The organism is Mucilaginibacter segetis (assembly GCF_016522075.1).
Classification (GTDB): domain Bacteria; phylum Bacteroidota; class Bacteroidia; order Sphingobacteriales; family Sphingobacteriaceae; genus Mucilaginibacter; species Mucilaginibacter segetis.
This window is the reverse complement of the sequence record NZ_JAEHFW010000001.1, coordinates 1,871,853-1,895,929: the sequence shown is the minus strand read 5'-3', so window position 1 is coordinate 1,895,929 and position 24,077 is coordinate 1,871,853. Positions and strand designations below refer to the sequence as shown.

Genomic DNA, 24,077 nt, shown 5'->3' with positions numbered 1-24,077 from the left:
TTAATTAATTTTATCGATCGCTATATGATAAGTAGGATCTTCTAAAATATTTATATCTATCAGCTCCTCGGCGTTTTTTAGCAATACGCGGCAGTCTTCACTTAAATGCTTTAGGTGAAGTTTTTTGTTGACGTTTTGGTACCGCTCCGTTAGCTTATTGAGTGCTTCTATACCCGACATATCCGCTACACGGCTATCTTTAAAATCAATAATCACTTCATCCGGATCGTTTAGTACATCGAATTTTTCATTAAATGCAGAAACTGAACCAAAAAATAATGGCCCATATATTTCGTAATGCTTTACACCACTGCCATCTGTATATTTTCTTGCTCTAATTCGTTTGGCGCTCTCCCAGGCAAAAACTAATGCGGAAATAATTACTCCTATTAAAACGGCTAAAGCCAGATTATGCAACAGGATGGTCACTACCGCTACCAGTATACCTACAAAAATATCATGTTTGGGCATTTTACCTATCATGCGGATACTTACCCATTCAAATGTACCTATAGCTACCATTACCATTACACCTGTAAGCGCAGCCATGGGTACTTTTTCTATAAGTGACGAGCCAAACATGATAAACACCAATAACATAACAGAAGCAATTATCCCCGATAACCGGGCTCTGGCTCCTGATGAAATATTTATAAGACTCTGCCCTATCATAGCGCATCCGCCCATGCCTGAAAATAAACCGGTAAGCATGTTAGCTGCGCCCTGCGCCATGGCCTCTCGGTTACCACTTCCGCGGGTTTCAGTAATTTCATCAATCAAGTTAAGGGTTAGTAAACTTTCAATCAATCCTACTCCGGCCATAATTAAAGCGTATGGCGCTATAATTTTTAATGTATCAAAATTAAAAGGCAGTGCCGGAATATGAAAAGGCGGAAACCCACCTTTTATAGAGGCCATATCACCTACTGTTTTTGTATCGATATTAAAGCCAATTACAACTGCGGATATTACAAGAATCGCTGCTAATGATGATGGGAAAGCCTTTGTAAGTTTTGGCAACCCCCAAATTACAAACATAGTAAGTAATACCAAGGCAATCATTAAATATAGTGGTGTGCCTGTCATCCAGTGTAATTCCCCAGCAGCATCTGTTGTTTTAAACTGAACAAGCTGTGACATGAAAATAATCACAGCTAAACCGTTTACAAAGCCAAACATTACAGGATGCGGCACCAACCGGATAAACTTCCCTAAACGTAACAGGCCAGCAATAAATTGAATTAAACCAGCTAATACTACTGTGGCGAAAATATACTCGATACCATGTGATTTTGCCAATGCAACAATAACTACTGCTACCGCACCTGTGGCTCCTGATATCATGCCCGGCCGGCCGCCAAAAATAGAAGTGACAAATCCCATGCTAAAAGCGGCGTATAAACCTGTTAGGGGCGAAAGTCCGGCTATAAATGCAAAAGCTACTGCTTCGGGAATTAATGCAAGTGCTACTGTTAATCCGGATAATATCTCAGTTTTGTAATTTACTTTTTGTGAAAAATTAAATAGATTTAAATAGCTTTTCATTAATTGCAGATTGGAGTAGCCCGTATTACAGGACTGCGGTGTTAAAATTTCTGCAAAACTAACAATCTAATTCTTTTATGTATTGTTTTAAATCAATTAAGCCATATTAACGGATGACGTACCGGTAAATTCCTGATTACCTCGGTCTCAACAGGATGATGGTCAAGTTTCTTCCATGTATTAAGCCATTCTTTATTATTGTAAGCACAGGCTGCAAATACTAATGAAGGCTGAGCTACCGGCCAAAACTGCCAATACATCACATCCGGATGCAACGGCCATGTTGATTTATCAGATATATAAGGATACATCCATTCTATAGCCCTTTTTATTGAGCGCCCGTCAGCTGTCGTGTAGGTAAACAGATATTGTTTGTTATCTGATAAAATCTGGCATACTGTTATCATAGCATCCAGGTTGAACAATGAATAGCCATATGGCTTTGTACGTGAAAGTTCCAATGGAAAACTTCCATTTTCAGCCATCTGATCAGGTAAAAGCACATTTTTAAACCTATCAGTACAAAATGAAAGAATTTTCTCATTCCCTGTTAATTTAGCAAATGCGGCAACCTGCATTACCCAACACGTGCCATGATTGTTTTTCGCATTCATTTCATCATGCCCAAACTTGCTGGTAGTAAGCCAGGTTAAATATCTTTGAAACCAACTTTTAGTGTCAGCCAATACATTTGCATCAAATACGGGTGAGTTTTGCATCACTATTATTCCCTGCGCCACTTCTATTAGTTGAATAGTATCTATTATACCTATACCTCTTCCTGTAACCCGACCTTTTATTGCCTGTGCATATTGCAAATTAGGATTCATTAATGTTGCCTCATTTACAAACCATGCTTTAATATGTATTAATGCTTTTATAACGTACTTGTCGTCGTGGGTGAGTTTATACGCCGATGCCAGAGCGCCTATAATTTTGCTAAATCTTATCATAGCTAATCGGTGAGCAACAAAATTATCGGGATTTGTTAGTCCGTCACGTTGAATATACGCGCTATCGGCACTAACAGGATTTGGCCACCAATAATCTCCTTCAGAGTAAAAATCATGAATGCTGCCAGTGCTACGTTTGCAATAGCTGCCAGTAACAGTTACAGGCTGTTGATTCATTGCCCATTTGGCTTCCTTCATTACATCTTCACGCAGTGTTGCAGCAATAATTTTATCAAACTTGCCACTGTGATTTGTAAGCTTTACAGGATAAAACAGCGATACAACTAAAAAGCTATACAAAATGATCTTTAAGTTCATCCCGTTTAATCTTAATCAAAAATTAAGGCTTATTGAGCAGACCACTTATCTGCCAGCATTTTAATAAAATATCCACCTACAACACTCCTTGCCTGAAATCCCACCTGTTTCCCTGTAGTAGTTTCATGCCAGTCACTTAAAGGTACTCGACTTGGAGTTTCTACTGCGTATTTATATACAGGGGAAATTAATTTTTTAAAGTCTTCCCTATTGTCGGTCAAAGTTGCCGTCCATAATATCCAATCAGATTTAGTATATGTTTTGCGGCTGTCGAGTGGTAAACCGTATTCATTTTGTTTAGTTAAATAAAAACTAACTTCCGTATCATATACCTTTTTTGGAAATAAGTTAAACCCTATCAGTTTATCCCAAATCAAATTATATTTTTGGCTCCAGGAATTTTTATTTTGAAACGCTAACAAATAATGATCTCCGGCATCAGCCATCTCCATCCATTTAGGAACCATACTTTTTGCCAGCTTCTCATTTTTCGCTGCTATATCATTATAGCCAAGCTTATTTGCCAGCATGGCGTAAGCAGCAATGCCGTTTATAGCTTTTATAGACAAATTAGCATTATGTGCCAGATGACCGGCAAAATCATCAGTACATAATTGATTGGCCGGGTCGAAACCCTCTTGCGCCAGATAATTAGCCCATTTAGTTAAAATTGCCCAATGCTTTTTAGCGTATTGGCCATTACCCTCAGCTTTGGCAATAGCTGCTGTTAGTATGATCATGTTACCTGATTCTTCCACCGGCATGTCTTCACCATAAGTTTGTCCGTTAGCTATAGGATAAGTTCCCAGATCATGCGCTGCAAAATCTTTATTGAACTTACCACTTTCGCTGTAATAGAATATACCGTTAAGCATTCCTTTAAGCAGATCAGGGTTGTATAATAAGAACAAAGGCGCCGAAGGATAGGTAACATCTACCGTATTGATAGACCCGTTGCTGAAATTTTCTTTTGATAAAAACAGAATATCGCCCTGAGGACTTTGCACCAGTTCATGAGCGGCAATACTTTGCCTATAAGCAATAGCGCATAGGTCAGCATATTTTTCACCTCCCGCGTTTACCGCATCGTCGTACATTTTTTTATCGAATGCAGCGCATTTGGCCATAGTACTACTATAATTTGTTGCGGCAGTCTCTAATTCGGTTTCCATGGTCAGTTTACCATTGCGGTTCCACCAGGGCCTTAAATTTTTACCAAAAAATTGTACAGCATAAATATCGTCATACCCGATCTCCATGAATTTAGAAACCCAATTTTTACCCACTTTGCCAAAAGGTAATAAAGTATTTAAAACCATTTGTTTACCCTGCATAACTGTTGACGAAGTTTTATTTTCCAATAAAAAATTTATAGCTTCATTAGTATTAGTAACATATTGTATTGTGTTTGATGATGTGGGTGCAGCAATATACAGGTAGCCCCAATCTAAACGTAAATCATCTCCTTTCTTTTTAAGAACAGGTTGCTCAACTGTCCCCACTTTTAAATAAGAAACAGAGTTATTGATCATTTTTTTAGCGGATACTATTTGTGTTGGCTGATTTCGTGCCAAATCTGCAGAGGCGCTTAAATAGACCTGGATCTGATGGTCGGCTCCATCATTTGACCTTACTTTATAAGTTATGTAAGATATCGGCCTTGATAACAGGTCGAGGTTATTCATTAATAATGGGGAAGTAAAAGTTACCTCAAGGTCTGCTTTCCCACATTTAAAGGTATACACTGTTTGTGTTGCCTTTATTATTACCCCCGTTTGTTTTGCAATTTTTAATTGCGGGTATTCAGTCGGTTTTATCTCGTCAGCGAATCCCGCATCAATCCATGCAGCACCACCCGTATTTATGCAATGCATAGCCAGAATATTTTCACCTTCCTTTAACTTGGTGGCAATTTCATTATTTAATAATACAGGTTGCAGATCGCCGTTTGCTCCTGTACTTACATTTATTTTTTCGCCATTTAGATAAACCTCTGCCTCATCATCATGATGAAGTTTCAGATATAATTTATTTATGGCTGTTTTATGATATGTAAAAGTACGCCGCAGCCAAATATCATGTGTTGTCCACAATGTTTTAGCCATTGTACGATCATCACTAAATGGAGCAGTACCATTTTTCCACTGAGTATCATCAAACCCTTCATTTTGCCATCCATTCGCGGGTGCTGTTTCGGTATATTTTGCTATATATGCTTGCTCATCCGCAGCGGGCAAAATAGTTTTGTAAGTAACAGGTTGTTTGCCCAAAAACCTATAAACTTCACCGTCTACCTTTATCAATCCCAACAACGACTGATCTTTACCCGTCCAGTGATGAGTTGAAGACGCATTAAGTTCATCTGTAAATGACCAAACACTAAAATAAGGATTGTGTGTTATCAAAGGGTAAGCAGGAGCTTTTGTAGCCTGCCCGTAAGTAAAACGTATAAATAAAACAAGTATAAAGGTTAATAAGTACCGTACAGAAATTTTCATAAAGGTTGATATTATGTGTTTTTAAACTTTTTTAATCGGGCGTATATTTCCAGCATTGCTGCCTGATCTATGAGTGATTTAATCTTACGTTTCCCTAACAGATTATTGCCATCTCTCTCATTGTTCCATATATTGTCAGCATCATTAATAATAAATTGAAGTCGGTTTTTATCCTTCTCAACTTTATACAATTCAATATAACCACGCATTAGTACCGCATTAAACCAATAACCTCCGGGTAATCGTCCGTTTTTATAAAAATGTTTTTCAGCTGCTGTTGCCACATTCTTTGCATCGGTAAGGTATTTTTTGTCACCAGTGATGTTATACAGTATGACACCCGATTGCAGCATTGTACCGGCATTATAAGTATAAAAAGCCGAGTCTATTTTTAGTGAAGGTAATTTAACAGCATCATAATATATACCTTCGGGCGATAGAAGATGCTGCTTTGTCCAATTATAGACTGCTACAGCGGTATCTAAATAGGCTTTTTGTTTGGTCGCCTGATAAAGCCTTAACGCCACCAACACCCCCGGTCCGTTAGAACAGGTATTTTTGCTTTTAAAATTGCCCTCTTCCCAATAAAATCCGCCACCTGCTACTTTATCATGCCCTGTAAGCAGAAAGCGGTATATCATTTGAGATTTTTCCAGGTATTGTTTATTATGTGTACGACTGTAAGCATCCATCAACGCGATGGCTACCCATTCATTATCGTCGTAAAACCGTGAATCGACTTTCTCCTTTACCACCATAGCCTGGTATGCAGGTGCAGGTGCTCTTTCGGAATAATATTGGTCTATAGCCTTCATTACAACAGCCATATATGATTTAGTAGGTTGTAATACTTCCATCTCATTAGCTGCTTGGATAAGTGCGCAAAGCGGCCACAGAAAGGAATGATTACCTTTATTAGTCACCGAATCAGTTGTTTCAAAATACAGACTTTCGTTTTTGTCATAAAAACGCTGAGAAATATTTTTGTTGATTATTTGTATACGCTTTTCATAGTCTGCCGTTTGTGCGGTGACTGAAATAACCACGACAAAGCACATTAATACGGTTAATATTATATTTTTCATTAGGTAATAAATGTGTTAGGCTAATAATTGTGGTTTGCGTGTATAAGTTTCCCAAAGCAATTCACCAAAAAGCGTATTAGCCCAGGCAAACCATTTACGGGTAAAATTCTTCGGATCATCCTTATGAAAAGATTCGTGCATAAAGCCAGTGCCACCATGTGTTTTTCTCAAGGTATCAATACAATACCTTATTTCGTCGTCATTATTGCTGGTTAAGCCACGCATTATTATGCCTAATGGCCATATCATATCTTTTCCAATGTGCGGGCCGCCAATACCTTCGGCTGCTGTGCCTTTAAAAAAGAACGGGTTATTTAGCGAAAGCAGCATTTTGCGGGTATTAATATAAATAGGATCGGTATTTTTAACGGCATCCAGATAAGGCAAGGACAGCAAACTTGGCACATTTGCATCGTCCATTAAATTATAGCTGCCAAAACCATTTATTTCATAGGCATATATTTTACCATATTCCGGATGATCAATAACCGCGTATTTTTTTAAAGCACCATCTACTTCACTTGCCAATGCAAGCATTTCTGCAGATAAAGCATCATCTTTTAAAATTTCTTTAGCCATTTCTGCAGCTTGTTTTAAACTTACAACAGCAAAAAAGTTTGAGGGTATCAAAAAAGAAAATATAGTGGCATCATCACTTGGTCTGAAAGCTGAACAAATTAAACCAACAGGTTTTACAGGATAACCATATCCGTTCATAGGTACACCATCGGTAGCCCATGCAGTTTTACGTTGGAAAGAGTAAGGGCCATCGCTGTGTTTGCGTTGCTGTTCTTTGAATGTTTTTAAAATACTTATTACAGCTTCTTTCCATTTGCTATCAAACGGGGAAATATCACCCGTGGTTTTCCAATATTTGTGAGCAAGTCGAATAGGATAACATAAAGAATCTATCTCCCATTTACGCTCGTGTAAACCGGGTTTCATATCCGTAATATCATTCTTCCATTCTCCTACTTTATTCGGGTCATCGTAAAATGCATTCGCATAAGGATCGCGTAGTATACAGGTTACCTGCCTGTTTATCACACCGGCAATTAATTGCTTTATATCTTTATCTTTGTTAATAAAAGCCATATATGGCCAAACCTGGGCACTGCTGTCACGCAGCCACATAGCATCAATGTCGCCGGTAATTACATAGGTATCCGGCTTATTATTTATAAGTTTATAAGTAACCGTTGTATCCAGTGTATTAGGAAAACAATTGTTAAATAACCACCCAAGTTCAGTATTCTTTACTTTTGATTGAAATTCTTTAATTGCTGATTCAACAGATGTACTGGTAAAATTTCTTTTTGACGCAGGCGTGCGCACTACCGGATAAATAGATGAAGCAAACGATATTTTATTCGTTAATAAGGTAGCACCTATTACACCTGTTGTACCTAAAAATTCTCTTCTTTTCATTTTTTGAATTATGTAAAACAAACAAGTTAAAAAACTTTACGAATACATTAAAAATATCCTTAAATTATTTATAAGTTAAAACTCGAATTAGCTGTAGATTAGTACTTATATCGTGCTATAAGTTAGCATGATTTGATTTCGTAGATTATAATTATACACATTATACGGGTAGTTATAGGTATTAGTATCCTATACCATGCCCAACTAATTCAATTAGTTGTGATTATTTCAATTTAAATTTGAGAGCAATCTGCTGGTTTTAAAAATACAGAAGTAATCTTTGATACCAGTTTTGCATCAGCATATTCAGGAATAGAGCTTATTTTTTTCCATTGCGGATCACTCCCAAAAGCTTTCCAGTGACTGTCATGAGATGTCATATCATCAAAAGTAATCATATAGGTAAGATTAGGCCGGTACTCCCCTATTATTGTTTCTCCAAAAAACACCGGGTTAAAGCCAAGACGTTTAAAAATGTCTATTTCACCGGCATCGTTAAACATTTCCAGTTTCTTTTTACCCGCGTTTTCGCTCGCATGTTCATATCTGCGCAATTCAAATATTCGTTCTTTTTTCTCAGGTATCTGGATTTTGGGCATGTGAGCAAATGCCTTTAAAAGCCAGCTTTCTATACGTTCATATGCAGGTTGGGATGCAGGAGCATTTAAATAAGCAGAGCCTTTTTGTTGATAGGTTCTATCAGTAATTAGTTTGTTTTGTATTGTATCAAAATCCCGAAGCGATTTATAAGGGATAAGTACATATATTCTTGTTTGTTCTTTTGGCTTCAGCTCAGTAAATACGCCTACGCTTTTGCAACCCATTCTGTTTAAAGCGGGTATAGCTGCGTCTTTAAAGTATTCTTCAATAATTGCTTGTTGTTGTTCATTTTTTAAAGTATAGAGTCGTAATTCATAATAATCGACGTCCTTTTCGTTTTCTAATGATTTTGTGACGCCAGGAAATGTGATTCCTGCAGCTCCCGTCAATAATGAGCCCTTTACAAATGACCGTCTTTTCATGTATTAAAATTTATCATCGTTAACTTCTATCCAAAAGTTGTCAGGATCTTGCAGGTAAACTTGCTTTACTCCATCGGGCCTTAATTCAATAGCTTTATCTATGCTTTTCCAATTGCCATATTTAATATTCATAGCATCCAGATGCTTGGTAAAAACTGCTATATCTTTTACGGAATATGCCACATGGGTATTTATATCATGCGGAACTACTTCAGTTGCTCCTTGTATGATGTGCAACTGACTATGCGGACCCGTCCGGAACCACACATGTTTGCCATCATGGAAAGGCTCCGGTATCTCCTTTAACTGCATTACGTTTTTGTAAAAATCAGCGCTTTTATGTAAATCCTTTACATATAGTGCAACATGGTTTACCATAGTAGCCTGAGCTTTTACATTAACAGTTTTAAAGCTGATAGCTAAAATTAATAGCGAACAAAAAATTAAGTTCTTTCTCATTTCATTAATTATTTAATATTGAATTTATCTTATTAATTTCTTCATCACTGAATGTGGTGTTATCAATACATTTCAATGAATCGGTAACCTGCTCAGGCTTACTCACACCAATTAATACAGAAGTTATACGTTTATCCTTCAATATCCAGGAAAGTGCCATTTGCGCCAGATTTTGCCCGCGTTTTTTAGCGATCTCATTTAACTTTTTCACCTTCTCAATTTTGGCATCAGTTATTTGATCTTCTTCTATGGCTCCATTACCCCGGTGTGCTGCTGCTCTGGAGCCTTCGGGTATACCTTTCAGATATTTATTAGTTAGTAATCCTTGTGCAAGAGGTGAAAATGGAATACAACCCACTCCATTACCTCCTAAAACATCCAATAGACCATCTTCTACCCAACGGTCGAACATAGAATACCGGGGTTGATGTATCAAACATGGTGTGCCTAAATCGTTCAGAATTTTAAGGGCTTTAGTTGTTTCCTCTGCGCTGTAGCTGGATATACCTATATATAAAGCCTTCCCCTGCCTTACTATCAGATCAAGCGCACCCATTGTTTCTTCTAACGGAGTTTCCGGATCGGGACGATGGTGGTAAAATATGTCCACATAGTCAAGTCCCATGCGTTTTAAACTTTGATCTAAACTTGCTACCAAGTATTTTTTTGAGCCCCAATCTCCATATGGGCCATCCCACATTCCCCATCCTGCTTTTGAAGAGATTACTAATTCATCACGATAACATTTGAAGTCTTCTTTAAAAATGCGTCCGAAGTTTTCTTCCGCAGAGCCTGGAGGCGGGCCGTAATTATTTGCCAGATCGAAGTGGGTGATTCCGCTATCGAAAGCGAGCCTTAATATATTGCGTGAATTTTCCAGTATATCGATATTTCCGAAATTATGCCACAGTCCTAACGATACGGCAGGTAATTTTAAACCGCTGTTACCACAACGACGATATTCCATGTTTTGATAGCGTTTTGGGCTCGCCAGATAATTCATATTAAATTTAATTTATGAGTAGGTAAATAAAAATATAAACTTAGCATGTTTAATATATAAAGCCAGCTTTTTATTAAGATTATCTACAATTTTTATAATCCGAACAATAAAAATGACATTCTTATAAAGTTTAAAAGTACAGCTCTTCAGTTAAAAAATCGTATTTTTAAGCGTATTATCCGATCATAAACAGAGTTTGACTTACTAATATGACTGTTATCCATAATAAAGATATTGCCACTAAACAAAAAGCGCTTGCTATAAATCTCAACCCTTCTGTTTATGGTTCTTTTGCAGAAATTGGGGCCGGTCAGGACGTAGCGGCTAACTTTTTTAAGGCAGGTGCCTCATCTGGAACCATTGCGAAAACTATGTCGGCTTATGATATGACGTTTTCAGATGCCATATATGGTGTACAGCAAGTGCGACGGTACGTTAGTGAGAACAGACTTATATCTATGCTGGAACACGAGTATGGATTACTTATTGAGCGATTGGCCGAACAACGTGGTGCATCTACCACTTTCTTTGCTTTTTCTGATACAGTTTCCGCACTTAATTATAACAAAACTAATGACGGCCACGGCTGGATGGGGGTGCGCTTTCAGTTAAAGCCAAACGGCTTGTATAATGATGTGGTGCTCCACGTTAAACTATTAGATAATGATAATAACCTGCAGCAGCAGGCAGTTGGAATATTGGGTGTAAACCTTTTATACGCATGCTTTTATTATCATGAAATACCCCCGGTTTTCCTGCTGTCGTTAATGGATAACTTGTCAAGAGACCGTATTCAGATTGATATGATCCGTTTTGAAGGACCGGATTTTACAAAAGTAGACAACCGGCTGATGAGTTTACATCTGGTAAAATATGGATTTTCGGATGCGGCATTATTTGGCCCTGATGGTAAAAATATGCAACCATCTGAAGCGTTATACAAAAAGCATATTGTGGTAATACGTGGTCGTTTTCGACCGGTTATTAATGTACATATGGATATGCTTAACACAGGTGTAAAACAATTTTTACAGGAACCAGATGTTGATACCAAAAGAGTTGTTGTAATTACCGAATTAACTTTGCAATCGTTAAAAGAGAGGGATGCAGATGAAACTGCTGAAATTGATGAAAAGGACTTTCTTGACCGGGTTGATATTCTTTGTTCTTTAGGACAGACAGTTTTGATCTCTAATTTCCATGAATACTACAAACTGGTAGCTTACTTATCAAAAATTACTTACCTAAAGTTGGGAATGGTTTTAGGCTATCCGAATTTGGAGTATATCTTTTCTGAAGAACATTATACTGATTTACCCGGTGGTATTTTAGAATCATTTGCCACCCTTTTCAGCAGAAAGGTTAAACTATTTATTTATCCAACATTACGTAATGGTTTAATATGGAATTGTTTAAGGTTTAACCCTCCTGCACACCTGATAGATCTTTACCGTTATCTGATAGCTAATAATAAAATTGAAGATATCCGGCATTTTAATGAAAATAATCTGCATGTAGAAACCGATAATGTATTGCAACTTATAAAACAAGGAGCAAATGGATGGGAAAAATATGTACCACAAGAAGTGGTTAAAATAATAAAAGAACGTTGCCTTTTCGGTTATGCCTGTGGTAACGAAATTATTAAGGAGAAAACAACCACAGGGAACGGGGAAATATTTTAAAATGTAGTTTTTTAGTTATTGTGAGGACTGGTCTGCAGCGAATTCACTAATAATATCCTGTATCTGCTTGTTATAATCTTGTATCTGTGTGTCATAATCATGCGTACGTTCATCAATAGATTTATACATTAAATTGTAACACTTAATTCTTAGTTCGCAATAATGCCTTAACTTTTGATTGCGGAGGTATAGCTTATCGTTTAGTTTTAGCTCATCAGCTTCGTCAAGTAATTTCAGGTTATCCTGCCAATAATTAATCCCCTGATATTTTAGCTCATAAAGCAAACGATATTTTGACTTGTCATATATATTGTTAATTACTCCCAGCGCCTTCTTTTCAGTTACTACAAACTGGTTCATCTTAGCTTCGTAAATTCCAAGATCATTGGGGATGTTTTTTGCCACCACTATTGACGAGCATACGATCAAAATAGAAAGTAAAGAGATGGTGATCACTTTAAAATCTTTGTTTTCCGGCCGTTTTAAACTTGGGATAAAAGCATAACCAATAATTATTCCGCTAATTAAGCCTCCAAAGTGCGCAGCATTGTCAATCCCGGCTTTTAAACCATATATCAAGTTATAAGCAACAAATACACCTATACTGATAAGCAGAGGTTTACGTGTGGTTTTCTCTATAAAACTGGTAGTTAGCAATGCCAGAAAAACACCATACAATCCAAATATTGCACCGGATGCGCCGGCACTAACTGTGAGATCGTGCCACCAAATGCTATTGACACTAGCTGCAACACCTGTAAGTAAATAAGCAGCAATATACCTGGAGGTTCCTAAATGCTTTTCTAAAAGTAACCCTATGTATACCAGGGCATACATATTAAATATGAGGTGTATAAAACCTATATGTAAAAAACAATTAGTTATTAACCTCCACCATTCCCCACTCAGCGTTAGTGGACGAAAATTAGCTCCCCAATTGACCATGCTTTGCGTATCGGGCAGAAAAAAGCCCACTCCACTAATAATCATTAACAGGAATACCAATATGTTAACATCCATCAAAATTGGAGTAACTATATAACCCTCAGAAGGGACGAATAATGAAAAAAATCTCTTTGCTTTTTCACCGGATGTTAATTCAGGCTGTTGTAAAAGATCATCATCACCTGGCGGTATACTTTCTTTCAGCTCGTTATATTTCTCATCAAGTTGTTTTAATGAATAGGTTGATCGCACTTCATAAAACCGCTTATTAAAATAAGCCAGATTCTTTTTGTTTCTTCCCCAGTCCGCCAATTCATTTCCAGTGGAAGTGCTTTTTAAAGTTACCTCATCTCCTTCTGTTTGAATTCGAATTTCGCTGTTTTTGCTGAAGATACCTTTACTCGTATTTGCTATTAAACCGGAAAGACTCGTTTTTTTTACTGTCCAGCCCAAAACTTTAACTGTTTCTATGGCGATAACTAAATATTGTTCACGACTAATATCGTCTAAATATTGGGTCTCAATATATTTTGGTGTAAAACCTATCGCCATAAATATTTTGTATGATAATGTTCAGGATTAACAGGTATAAAACTATTAATAATATTATAATTAAGTGCTATTTAACCTCAAATGAATAAGTTTGATGTGCTAAATGGCCCTCATAATCTAATCCTTCAATTATAACTTTATAAGTTGCGGGTGCATTTGCAGTGTAGAAACTAAAGTCTGCTTTTCCATCTTTGTCGGTATTAATATTAGGATTCCAATAAATAGTAGAGCGGACATCATCCCGTTTATTATCCTCCTGAGTTTTAAATACAGGAGAATAGAATTCACGTTGAATAGAATACCCCTGGACTTTTATATGGCTGACATTAGTTATTGGTGGAAAATAACTTGCGGAATTGCCAACCTTTGTGGTTATTTGTATAACACCCCAATACCCATCACTTCCATATATTGCCGTCGAGGCAAGGGATTTGAATATTTCAATTCCTTCAACCGATTCAGGTTGGATTTCTTTTAACATATCTGACCCTATCTTAACGCCATCCAAGAATATCGCCATAGGTTCTCCTCCGGGTTTGGTTAAGGACACTACTCTGCCTATTCTATAAACCGTTTGAGTTTTTGGGTCTACTTCTAATCCAGCTAACCCGTAAAATGAATAAATAAGACTTGGATACTGTGCAATTTTCTCTTTTTTTATTACGATGTCAGCTGTGCCACTTCCTAATTTACTTGAATTTGCAATCGCGTCTGGGTCAGGAAAAAGCTTTCCCTTTATTTTAACTTCTTTAAGCATTCTTGTTTTTGCAGGCAAAACAATATTATTTTCGTCAAGATCTTTTTGAGTGCTCCTTAAATAGTTGATTGCGCTGATGGTAAATACTTCATCAGATTTAAATATTTCCGGAAGATAGGCAGGTAAGGGTCTGTTGTTTAACAATATCTTTACGTTTTTTCTGTCTTTTGCATTAGTTGCCTTTACAACAAATTTAATGATGCCCATAAATTCCAGTCCGTCTATCAAAAATTTCCCATCTTCATTTGCAATCGTGTCCAGAGTTATTGGTCCGGCCACTGTATTGGCAAATAAAGTTATTTTACCATATGGAATGGGTTTATCATTAAGTGAGGTAATTTTGCCGCTGACTTGAAAGCTTTTGCTTGGCTGATACTTTATTATTGCGGGTACAGTTGCATTATTAATATCAGTCCATTTAAAACGACGCCAACCTTGTGTTAATAGCAAATTGTCCAACTGACTGGCTTTATCTTGGGTTATATTTGTAAAATAATAATTAGGATCTTCAATATATCCTCTCAGATCTGAAGTCAGTAAAAGATCGGAATATATAGAGGTCACTTTATCTTCATCCATATCAATTTTTCCTGCATCAACTACAGCAACCGAAAAATTTCCAGCGGCGGCCATGTTGTTATTTTTTACTGACAAGCTTATATCTACCTTTTCGTGTTTGTTATAAACTTTTTTATCAGATGTTATTTTAAGATTTAATTGATCATGACGATCAATAAATATGAGACGTTCGGCAATTGGGGAACCATCCGGAGATAATAAAGTAAACTGCGTTATACCTGTAGAAAAATTAATGTTAGCTAAGCGGGAACCAACGGAAGGCTGATCGATTTTTATTTTTGCAGCATATTTTACTACATCGTTTTGTTGTACGATGAGTGCAATTTTCTGTCCGGTGATGAAGTCTTCAGTAGTTTCCACCCTAACAGTAACGCTATCGTCCGACGTATGATTTACACTGAATACATATCCGGAGTTTTTAACAGCAGGTAATTGATAATTAGTGCTTTTTCCTGATTTATTTTCCACAACGGCTACATAGGTATGGCCCGCAAGGGGCTGCAATGCAAAAACTCCCATACCTGCATGTACCGTTGTAAATACAGCAACTTTTTTATTAATATTCTGATCAACTATATATCCTGTAATGTTTGCACTCCTGCCACCGGGAATGGTAGCCTTAAAACCAACCTTTGACCTTAAGCCTGCAACCAAGTCTCCCCCTTCGGGAAAAAACTGTACATCGACGGCTTTGTCCAGGTCATAAACTGCAAAATCACGATCAATCTCAATACCTGTATTTGACGGAATAGCAGTTTTTAAATAAAGATCTTCCACACGGTAATCCTGTCTCAATCGAATGCTTATATCTATCAATCCTCTATTATTTGTAACTGTTTTTCCGTTTGCTATAGGCTGCCCCTTATAATTCAAAGTATAAGTGACTTGTTTATTAGTTACCGGAGTTTTATCTTCCAGTTTTTTATAAGCTACTACGGCTTGCAAATGGTGCTTATCATCGAAGGTGAATTTAGCATCAGCAAGTACGCTTGTTTCAGTACGGGCATCACCTATAAATATTTTTTTGTCAAAAATAAAATCACTGCTAAAGTTTTGCATCCAACGGGTATAGGCTTTAATGTGATAATTGCCCGGATGTACTAATGAATCTGTAAGTTTAATGTCACCGTTGGTTAAGCCGTTTACTATTGGCAAAACAACTGTTTTTTTGATTGAATCCTGATCGTCAATCAAATCAACGTACAAAATCTTACTTAATGCTGAAAGCTCATTTCTTTCCGCATTTACTATGTATGCCTTAAACCAAATATCTTCGCCAATAATGTAGTAAGGCTTATCAAAATGCATGTATACCTTTTCCTGCGGATACTGTTCCCTGCGACTATTTAAACGGGATAAGATGCCGGTCAGCCAATCACCATCGGTGATAAAAGACGATAATGCAATTAAAGTTAAAAAAATGCCACTTAAGTATGCTTTTTTCATATAAGAATATATATGTCGTTAATAATATTAAAAACGCCAACTTTAAAATAAAGCTATTTAACTTCAAAAGTGTAGGTTTGCCTTCCTAAACGACCATCGAAATCTAATCCTTCTACAATTACTTTGTAATCGGAGGGCTCGTTAGCCGTATAAAAACTGAAAGTTGCTTGGCCATCATCTCCTGTAGTTACATTTGGATTCCAGTAAATTGTTGACCGGATATCTAACTGTTTATCATCTTCTGGTGTTTTAAATACAGGAGAATAAAATTCACGTTGAACCGAAAAACCATTAACAGTTATATAAGCCATATTGGTTATTTGCGATTGATAGTTGACTGATTCGCCAACCTTTGTAGTTATTTGTATCACTCCCCAATAACCTTCATTGCCATATATTGCAGTATTAGCCCCCGATTTAAATATTTCAATCCCTTCCACTGATTCGGGTGGAATGTCTTTCAACATTCCGGGTTCTATGGCTATGCCGTCTAATAATACTAACATAGGTACCCGTTGAGGGCGGGTCAAGGATACAATTCTCCCCACCATGTAAACCATTCTGTTATTTGGATTTACTTCAATATTTGGCAGCCCATTGAACACAAATAACAAGTTAGGGGATTGTTCAATTTTTTCTTTCTTTATTACAATATCAGGAGTGGCACTGCCTAATTTGCTGGAATTACGTATGGTGTTTTTATCAGGAAAAAGCTTGCCCTTTATATCAACCTGTTTAAGCATTCTTGTTTTGCCGGGTAGCACTATATGATGATCATCAAGATCTTTCTGTGTAGCTTTGAGATAATTGAGCACACTATTAGTTGATAATTCGCTTTGCTTTATATGGTAAGCATTATACACTGGTGCCACCGGCTTATTTAAGGTTATCCTTATATTTTTTTCACCTTTATTATCAGTTGCTTTAACAATAAATTTAAGATTGCCATTAAGATCAAAATTGTCCACTTTGAAATACCCGTTTTTGTCGGTAATAGTATCTATTACTATGGGGCCTTGCAATGTGGCTGCATATAATGATACTTTACCGTAAGGTACGGGTGTGCCATTTAAGGTAGTTATTTCGCCACTTATATTGAAATTGTTATCCTGCTGATATTTAATTTCGGGAAGCGATTTGTTTTTTATAGATGTCCATGTAAATCGTCGCCAACCTTGGGTTAAAAGCAAGTTATCCAATTCAACAGATTTTTCGTGACTCTTATTGTCAAAGTAATAATTAGGGTCTTCTATGTAGCCCTTTAAATCTGATGTAAGCAATAAATTAGAATAGATGCTTGTTGCAGTATTTTCATCGGTGTGTACTTTATGCGCATCTATCACAGCAACTGAAAAACTTCCCCCTGTTGGGATATTATCAGCACCCTTTACCATCAATTCAATATTAACTTTATTATGACGCCCGTATACTTTTTTATCTGTAGTTAAATTAAGTCTTAACTGATCATGATGATCTATGAATATTAATCTTTCGGCATATGGTGTAGCATCTGATGATACTAATGTAAATTGCACTATACCTGTTGAAAATTTTATTTTAGGTATCCGAATATTGATCGATCCCATATCCAAATTGAATTTTTTGGCGTATCTGCTTATACCATTCTGTAATGCAATAAGTGCTATTTCCTGTCCTTTCTGAATGTCCTTACTTAGTTTAACATTGACCGCTATGCTATCATCCAGCGTTTTGCCGTCAATACTCATAACATAGCCACTTGTTTCCGCAATTGGTAAATTATACCTTGTTAATTCTCCTAATTCATCTTTTACTATTGCTGTATAAGAGTTGTCTGTTTCCGGTTTTAAACTAAAACTTCCCATGCCTGCATGCAAAGATTTAAAATCTGCAACTTTTTTATTGTCTTTGTCAATTATATAACCAGAAATATTAATACCTCTGCCATCAGATTTCATTGCTTTGAACCCGATTAATGATTTTAAACCAGTAACCAGCACTCCCCCTTCAGGAAAAAATTGCACATAAATCTTACCGGCATCATATATGTTAAAATTCCGGTTTATCTCAACTCCGGATTTTGTTACTAAAAAAGTTTGTAAATACAAATCATCAGGTTTGTAGTCTTCTTTTAAAGGAATATTGATCTTTATCATTCCTTTATCATCCGTCTCCGCTTTGCCTGAATAAATTACCTTGTTTTTTTGTTTAAGTGAATATGCTACAGGAGCTTTTATTAATGGCATTTTATCAATGAGATTTTGATAACCAACCAAAGCCTCAAGGTCTAATTTTTTATTAAGGTTATTTTTAAGTGTAAATTTCGCGCTTCCGATAATACTTGTGGGCGTTCGAGCGTCGCCAATGGTTATATCTTTATTGAAAATAAAATCACTGTTAAAGTTTTGCATCCATCGGGTATAGGCCTTAATATGATAACTACCTGCATCAACGAGTGAATCTGTAAGTTTAATATCGCCATTCGTTAAACCATTCACTATCGGCAAAACAAGTGTTTTTCTGATTGAATCCTGATCATCAACCAGATCAACGTATAATATCTTACTTAATTCAGAAAGTTCATTATTTTCCGCGTTGACTACATATGCCTTAAACCAAATATCATCTCCGATACTATAATATGGTTTATCGAAATGCAGATGGATCTTTTCCTGTGGATATTGTTGTCGCAGGTTATCTAAACGTGATAAAATATCAGCAAGCCAGTCTCCATTGTTTATAAAAGCTGATAAAATAATAAAAGCTAATGCAACATTAGTTAAGAAGACTTTTTTCATACTACAAATATTTTTTGTTAATATAACCATTTAGCCAAATCTATTAAATAAGTATAAAAAAAACCTGCGGTTTAACCGCAGGTTTCAATCTACCATTAAATGATTTCTACAACTCTCTATTTATATGTTGATAACAGAGGTTTATTTAAGCCAAAAACTCAATGTCCTCGTTTGTAAGAATGATATGTGCCGCTTTTAAATTTTCCTCGAGGTGCTCAATTGATGTCGTTCCGGGTATGGGCAACATTAATGGCGAACGGTTAAGTAACCAGGTAATATTCATTTGCGCAGTAGTTAGTCCATATTTTTCTGCTACCTGCTCTATCTTAGTTTGGTCTTTTCCTATTGAGGTTTGTAAAGAGAAATAAGGTATAAGAGGTATTTGATTTTCTTCAAGCAAATCCATTATCTCTTCACCTCCTGCGCCCCCTAAATGGCCGCTTAGGGTGGTGCGCTGAGTGTAACCATAAAGATTTTGTACACTGGCAATTTTACCCATTTTTAACCCATTTTGTAATAAATCCTTAGACACGTTGCTTAGTCCGACATGTAATATTTTACCTTCTTTTTGCATATCAAACATAGCTGCTAAAGATTCCTCAAATGTTTCTTCGCCACCATTCATAAAACGGAAATGCACCAGCGAAAGCTGCTCTTGTTTCAATTCCTTTAAGTTATTTTCGATACTTTCCCTCAATTGCTCCGGTTTAGTAAATGGGTTCCAGCTTTTATCATCCCCACGTTTGGCGCCTACCTTTGTTCCGATTATTAAATCGACCGGATATGGATAGAGGGCTTCTGCAATTAAACGGTTGGTAACTCCCGGCCCGTAAAAGTCTGCAGTATCTATGTAATTTACACCAAGTTCAACTGCTCTTTTTAGTATTTTTAATGCTGCCGGGCGATTGGCAGGCTCCCCAAAAAATCCTTCACCGGTTAATCGCATAGTTCCATATCCAGGACGACGTGCTGTTAAAGGTTTATTTGAGGATTTTCCTATGATTACAGTTGAATTTATTGTTTTGGACATAACGATATTAATTGAATTAAAGCTAAAAAAACGAATACTCTGCCAAATTGTTCGTATAATATAGTTTAAAATACCGGGGAATGACATAACGGCAAAATAATGCGTTTCCCCTCAGTTACGCTACTTTAAACATTATTACTAAATTTGGGCATACTTATAACTATGAAATTTATAATGAAGGTAAGAGTGAATTATTTAGTTGTGTTTTTTCTTGTATTGTCCGGTAGAGTTTTTTCACAAAATGAAATCAAGGATTCAGCTTTTAAAAGCTCCTTCAACTACGGAAAGTCTGTAGCGGTATTTGGGGGATCCGTTTCTGTAATACCTGAAAGTGATAGCGCGAAAATTATATGGAAGAGGCGCCTCGGCATGAATATTACAAATTATGGAGTTCCCGGTGCGGGTTTCTCTTCATTACAAGGAAAATCTCTTCAGCAACAGGTAGATGAAGCTGGTGTATTTGACATATATATTCTTTGGGCTTCAACTAATGACTATACAGGTCACAGAGCTATTGGATCTTATACCGATTATACAGAATTTGATGGTTACGATAAATCAAAGTTAACTACTCAGGCAGGAGGAATTAATTATTGTATAAAAAAGATTTATGAATTAAATCCAAATGCTACAATTTACTTTTTTACTTCAAGTAAGGCTTTCAATGATAGAGGCGGGTACGATCCTTTTATAGCTAATGGCATGAATGAATATGTGAAAATGCAGAAAGAAGTATGTGAACTTCACGGGATACCAATTCTTGATCAGTTCTTTATAGGTGGATATAATATATATAATCAAAAATTATACTATCGCGATCCTATACATATGAATGTATCAGGCTATAAAAAATTAGGGGAATTACAGGCATCTTTCCTTGCTTTTCCGTAATAACAAATAATTCTGAAAGAACAAAAAGCCTGCAATGATTTATATTGCAGGCTTTTTGTTTGCGCGTTAATAATAACGTTTGCGGTGAGGGAGGGATTCGAACCTATCACCATATTTCTTTGTATTTTAACTCGTTAAAGTAGCATTAACCAATTGAACTCACCGAATCACTCACTTTTCCATTTTCAGTTGCTCAAATCGTTAGGCTAAAGGTACAAATTTATGGCAATAAAACGCCATTTTAATTGCAATTTTCTTAACACACTTTTTGTTGTTTGAACGAAAACGTCCCGTGCTTGCACCCTTTTCAAATCGATTTTCAGGCAAGCGCGGGACGCAAAATGGGGCGGGCGTATGCCCGCCCGCTGGTGAGTTATTGGCTTACGTTGGGACAAGCGCCAATAATTTCTGATAGACATCTTCCCAATATTTTTGCAGTTGCTCGTCTATTCTATGATATTCAGGATTGAGGTGATGGTAGTGGCGATAATCATCGGCCTGCATGATGGCTAATTGGAGATTGTCTATTTCAAGATCGAAGCCGTTTAAATCCGTAATTTTCATAATCAATTATTTAAGCCACTTTCAATGGCTGTGTCCTGAAATCGTTCAGGTTTAAGAAAAACCCACGGTTAAATAAAATGCCCTCCCGGAATAACTGCCATAACAAGGATGCTCCACAATTGGCAAGGGCTGAATTGATAAATAAATCCTGTTTAGATAAGGCTTCGGCCAGTGAACAACTCGGTACGTCATCGGCTTGTTCAGTTGCGCTTAGCAGGTCTTTAAATTCATCCGTCAATAAAGGCAGGCTTTCAACTGGCCTGTAAAGTTCTGAGGCTGGCTGTGTAATTTTTTCTAATGTTGATAGTATCACCTGTCCGCTTGAACGGTTGTTCCCAAAGTCAAGCCAGTATTTGACATGGTTGCGACCACCATATTGTTTAGCGAGGTATTTTAATATTTCAGCTATTTCATATCGAGCCCGTACTGTATCCACGCAGGAAATGGTTATTGTAGCACTCGCCAAATCGGCATTTTTTAAAGATGGTTTGTCGTAACGGATGGTTTCACCTTTCCAGTTCGTACCAAAAAAACGGTTAATCCGGTTAATCAGGGCGACCGACTTGTATTGCCCCAATTCTGCGGTTGTAAATAGTTGCCTGCCGAGGTTGGCGATGTCCACCTTATCGTCGTCAAATACCCTGACAAATAACCCGGCATGGCCTAAAGTGGTTAAGGCATAGTTCATTCTTGCCAAAGCCGTCAATACCTGACCGCCTGTCCCCCCCGCTCCTATTAAATTCACCGTAACGGGGTTATAGGGCTGTAATAACTCCTTTTGTATGATGTGCACAGCAGGCTTATATTTTTTCTGCTTTTTCATTCAATGATGTTTTTAAGGGTGATATTTGCTGCAATCAACTCATCCTGCGGGAAAATCTTTTCAGTTCCCGCAAGCGAACGCCACAATGCGGTGGTATTGGTATTGGTGCTGTTATTGCCGTTAATGGAATGGGTGAAATTGCTGTTGAAGAAATATTGCTCCCAAGTGCTGATAAAATCCTCCAAACAAATGGTCTTGCCAATATTGATTTGTACTGTCCCCATACAAACCTGACCGTTACCATACACATTCAGATAAGGTGCATGGCAGAGTTTGGTCGTTATGGTCGGTTTGGTTTTTCCCTTTACGGCGTAAACGGCTAACTGCTCGGCGTTGGCTTTCCACAGCATCGCAGGGATATGAAATTTACCTGACGGGATTTTCAAACCCTCGGTAAAAAACAAATTCACTTCCTGTGGTGGCGTATACCAAATGGCATAACCACCTGACTGCTGATTGACATATAAAACGTTTTGTGGTAATAAGCCCCTGCTTTTAAGATAGCTGTCTTTTAATTCCTGCGAAGTCTTTAACAATTCGTGTAAGGCAGCCATTTCCTTGACAGATAAAGGATGCGCATTAATCGGGCGTCCATTTTTGCCAATGTCGTAACTCTCCACGTAGATTTGTGTTTCCCTTTCCGTATGCTGAAACTGGTTCATTTGTTCCTGCTTGTCGTTCCTGTAAATCAAGAGGGCTTTAAATGGCTCAAATCCACTGTTAAAGTGTTGGGTGATGTTCTTCATGGTCGTAATCGTTAAGTAAATTCCTTAGTCTTTCCATCAAATCAAATAAGCGGGTTTCAAAATCAAATTCTTTTTGGTCGGGGTTGGGCAATTTGTCAAAAAGATAAACGGCGGTTGGTTCATCCATCACGGCTATTTCCTGTAAAGAACAATTAATCATTTCATTCAGTTCATCCACGAAACAATCCTTACCACTCCAATAAAAACTGGTGTATTGATAGGGTGTAATACGTTCATCTTCATCAGGATAAATTAAGTTCTGATGAATACAATCAGGAAGGGAGCGTTTGGGATATTGACGGTAAAGCTGCAAGAACTCAATAGCCAATAACTCCCATTCCAGCTCCCAATTATCCCGATGGCGATAATTGGTGATTACGGTTTCCATCTGTCGGAGCCAATAGGGGTTTTTGATAACGGGCATGATATGCCCTCCTGCCCGCCTTAATTCATACAAGGTGTTTTCCTGTTCCTCCCGCCATTCTTTTTCTTCTTCATCGGTATTGCCCTTGTTCTCAATATCACCGACCCATTGTTCTAAGGTATCATACTGGTAATCCATAAAAGTGCCGTTCTCGGCGTAAAACGGTATATCAACGACCTGATGGAGGTAAGCAAAAATGACCGTTAGTAGTTCGGTGATGCGTTGCTGTTCAGCACATTGCGACCATAACCAATACGACCTGACAGGAATATAAAACAGGCATTGGCTCAAATCGAATGTCTTGACCACAGCGATAACAGCCTTTTTCCCGCTATCCTGCATAATCATACAATGGTTATTGACATCCAAATTCCTAACCTGCTTTTCAATCTTCTCCCACGTATGGTAAATGTTTCTCGGGAATGGCAAATCTGTTTCGGGTATCGCCAACTGATAGTAATGACAGAGATTGGCGAGGGAGCCAAAATACTCCCTTGTTGCCCTTTCCTCATTCCCGCTAAACGCCCAAAAAGGCAAGAAACTGTGA

At 37.3% G+C, this 24,077-nt stretch carries 18 protein-coding genes; 2 read left to right on the top strand and 16 right to left on the bottom strand.

Annotated features, from left to right (window positions below; translation table 11 throughout):
* The 8 genes from I5M19_RS08730 to mgrA form a co-directional block, all read right to left on the bottom strand.
* Positions 1-1,545, bottom strand: coding sequence for a SulP family inorganic anion transporter (locus I5M19_RS08730; protein ID WP_200065819.1), 1,545 nt, complete (start codon positions 1,543-1,545; stop codon positions 1-3).
* Between the two features lie 92 nt (positions 1,546-1,637).
* Positions 1,638-2,816, bottom strand: coding sequence for an alginate lyase family protein (locus I5M19_RS08725; protein ID WP_200065818.1), 1,179 nt, complete (start codon positions 2,814-2,816; stop codon positions 1,638-1,640).
* Positions 2,817-2,845: 29 nt separating this feature from the next.
* Positions 2,846-5,314: a glutaminase family protein gene (locus tag I5M19_RS08720; RefSeq protein ID WP_200065817.1), complete on the bottom strand. Its 2,469-nt coding sequence runs from the start codon at positions 5,312-5,314 to the stop codon at positions 2,846-2,848.
* A gap of 11 nt (positions 5,315-5,325) precedes the next feature.
* Positions 5,326-6,399 (bottom strand): glycoside hydrolase family 76 protein, encoded by a 1,074-nt coding sequence (locus I5M19_RS08715; RefSeq protein WP_235985784.1) that lies wholly within the window; start codon positions 6,397-6,399, stop codon positions 5,326-5,328.
* Between the two features lie 15 nt (positions 6,400-6,414).
* Positions 6,415-7,827 (bottom strand): glycoside hydrolase family 125 protein, encoded by a 1,413-nt coding sequence (locus tag I5M19_RS08710; protein ID WP_200065816.1) that lies wholly within the window; start codon positions 7,825-7,827, stop codon positions 6,415-6,417.
* Positions 7,828-8,060: 233 nt separating this feature from the next.
* Complete coding sequence (locus tag I5M19_RS08705) at positions 8,061-8,849, bottom strand: NIPSNAP family protein (protein ID WP_200065815.1); 789 nt, start codon at positions 8,847-8,849, stop codon at positions 8,061-8,063.
* A gap of 3 nt (positions 8,850-8,852) precedes the next feature.
* Positions 8,853-9,308, bottom strand: coding sequence for a VOC family protein (locus tag I5M19_RS08700; RefSeq protein WP_235985783.1), 456 nt, complete (start codon positions 9,306-9,308; stop codon positions 8,853-8,855).
* A gap of 4 nt (positions 9,309-9,312) precedes the next feature.
* The gene (mgrA, locus tag I5M19_RS08695) at positions 9,313-10,311 is read right to left on the bottom strand and encodes an L-glyceraldehyde 3-phosphate reductase (RefSeq protein ID WP_200065814.1); all 999 of its coding nucleotides are present in this window, start codon (positions 10,309-10,311) and stop codon (positions 9,313-9,315) included.
* A gap of 209 nt (positions 10,312-10,520) precedes the next feature.
* On the opposite strand from mgrA, the gene I5M19_RS08690 reads away from it, so the two are divergent.
* Positions 10,521-11,996, top strand: coding sequence for a TonB-dependent receptor (locus I5M19_RS08690; protein ID WP_200065813.1), 1,476 nt, complete (start codon positions 10,521-10,523; stop codon positions 11,994-11,996).
* A gap of 15 nt (positions 11,997-12,011) precedes the next feature.
* Here the strand turns inward: I5M19_RS08690 and I5M19_RS08685 are convergent, their stop codons facing one another.
* The 4 genes from I5M19_RS08685 to I5M19_RS08670 all read right to left on the bottom strand — a co-directional run bounded on the left by I5M19_RS08685 (position 12,012) and on the right by I5M19_RS08670 (position 20,082).
* Positions 12,012-13,493, bottom strand: a complete 1,482-nt coding sequence (locus I5M19_RS08685; RefSeq protein WP_200065812.1) for a rhomboid family intramembrane serine protease — start codon at positions 13,491-13,493, stop codon at positions 12,012-12,014.
* Positions 13,494-13,560: 67 nt separating this feature from the next.
* A complete protein-coding gene (locus I5M19_RS08680) occupies positions 13,561-16,275 on the bottom strand; it encodes a SusC/RagA family TonB-linked outer membrane protein (protein WP_200065811.1) in 2,715 nt (904 codons plus the stop codon).
* Positions 16,276-16,328: 53 nt separating this feature from the next.
* Positions 16,329-19,052, bottom strand: coding sequence for a TonB-dependent receptor (locus I5M19_RS08675; RefSeq protein WP_200065810.1), 2,724 nt, complete (start codon positions 19,050-19,052; stop codon positions 16,329-16,331).
* 145 nt (positions 19,053-19,197) lie between these two features.
* Complete coding sequence (locus tag I5M19_RS08670) at positions 19,198-20,082, bottom strand: aldo/keto reductase (RefSeq protein ID WP_200065809.1); 885 nt, start codon at positions 20,080-20,082, stop codon at positions 19,198-19,200.
* A gap of 162 nt (positions 20,083-20,244) precedes the next feature.
* Here I5M19_RS08670 and I5M19_RS08665 point away from each other — a divergent pair, with 162 nt between their 5' ends.
* On the top strand, positions 20,245-20,973 hold the full coding sequence (locus tag I5M19_RS08665) for an SGNH/GDSL hydrolase family protein (RefSeq protein ID WP_235985782.1): 729 nt from the start codon (positions 20,245-20,247) through the stop codon (positions 20,971-20,973).
* Positions 20,974-21,354: 381 nt separating this feature from the next.
* Here the strand turns inward: I5M19_RS08665 and I5M19_RS08660 are convergent, their stop codons facing one another.
* From I5M19_RS08660 to I5M19_RS08645, 4 genes are read right to left on the bottom strand one after another with little or no spacing between them, the layout of a single operon-like run.
* Positions 21,355-21,537: a hypothetical protein gene (locus tag I5M19_RS08660; RefSeq protein ID WP_200065808.1), complete on the bottom strand. Its 183-nt coding sequence runs from the start codon at positions 21,535-21,537 to the stop codon at positions 21,355-21,357.
* Between the two features lie 10 nt (positions 21,538-21,547).
* Positions 21,548-22,360, bottom strand: a complete 813-nt coding sequence (locus tag I5M19_RS08655; RefSeq protein ID WP_200065807.1) for a PRTRC system ThiF family protein — start codon at positions 22,358-22,360, stop codon at positions 21,548-21,550.
* The gene (locus tag I5M19_RS08650) at positions 22,357-23,106 is read right to left on the bottom strand and encodes a PRTRC system protein B (RefSeq protein WP_200065806.1); all 750 of its coding nucleotides are present in this window, start codon (positions 23,104-23,106) and stop codon (positions 22,357-22,359) included. The genes I5M19_RS08655 and I5M19_RS08650 overlap by 4 nt, the downstream gene beginning before the upstream one ends.
* Positions 23,081-24,067 (bottom strand): hypothetical protein, encoded by a 987-nt coding sequence (locus tag I5M19_RS08645; RefSeq protein ID WP_200065805.1) that lies wholly within the window; start codon positions 24,065-24,067, stop codon positions 23,081-23,083. The genes I5M19_RS08650 and I5M19_RS08645 overlap by 26 nt, the downstream gene beginning before the upstream one ends.
* Positions 24,068-24,077 lie beyond the last annotated feature (10 nt).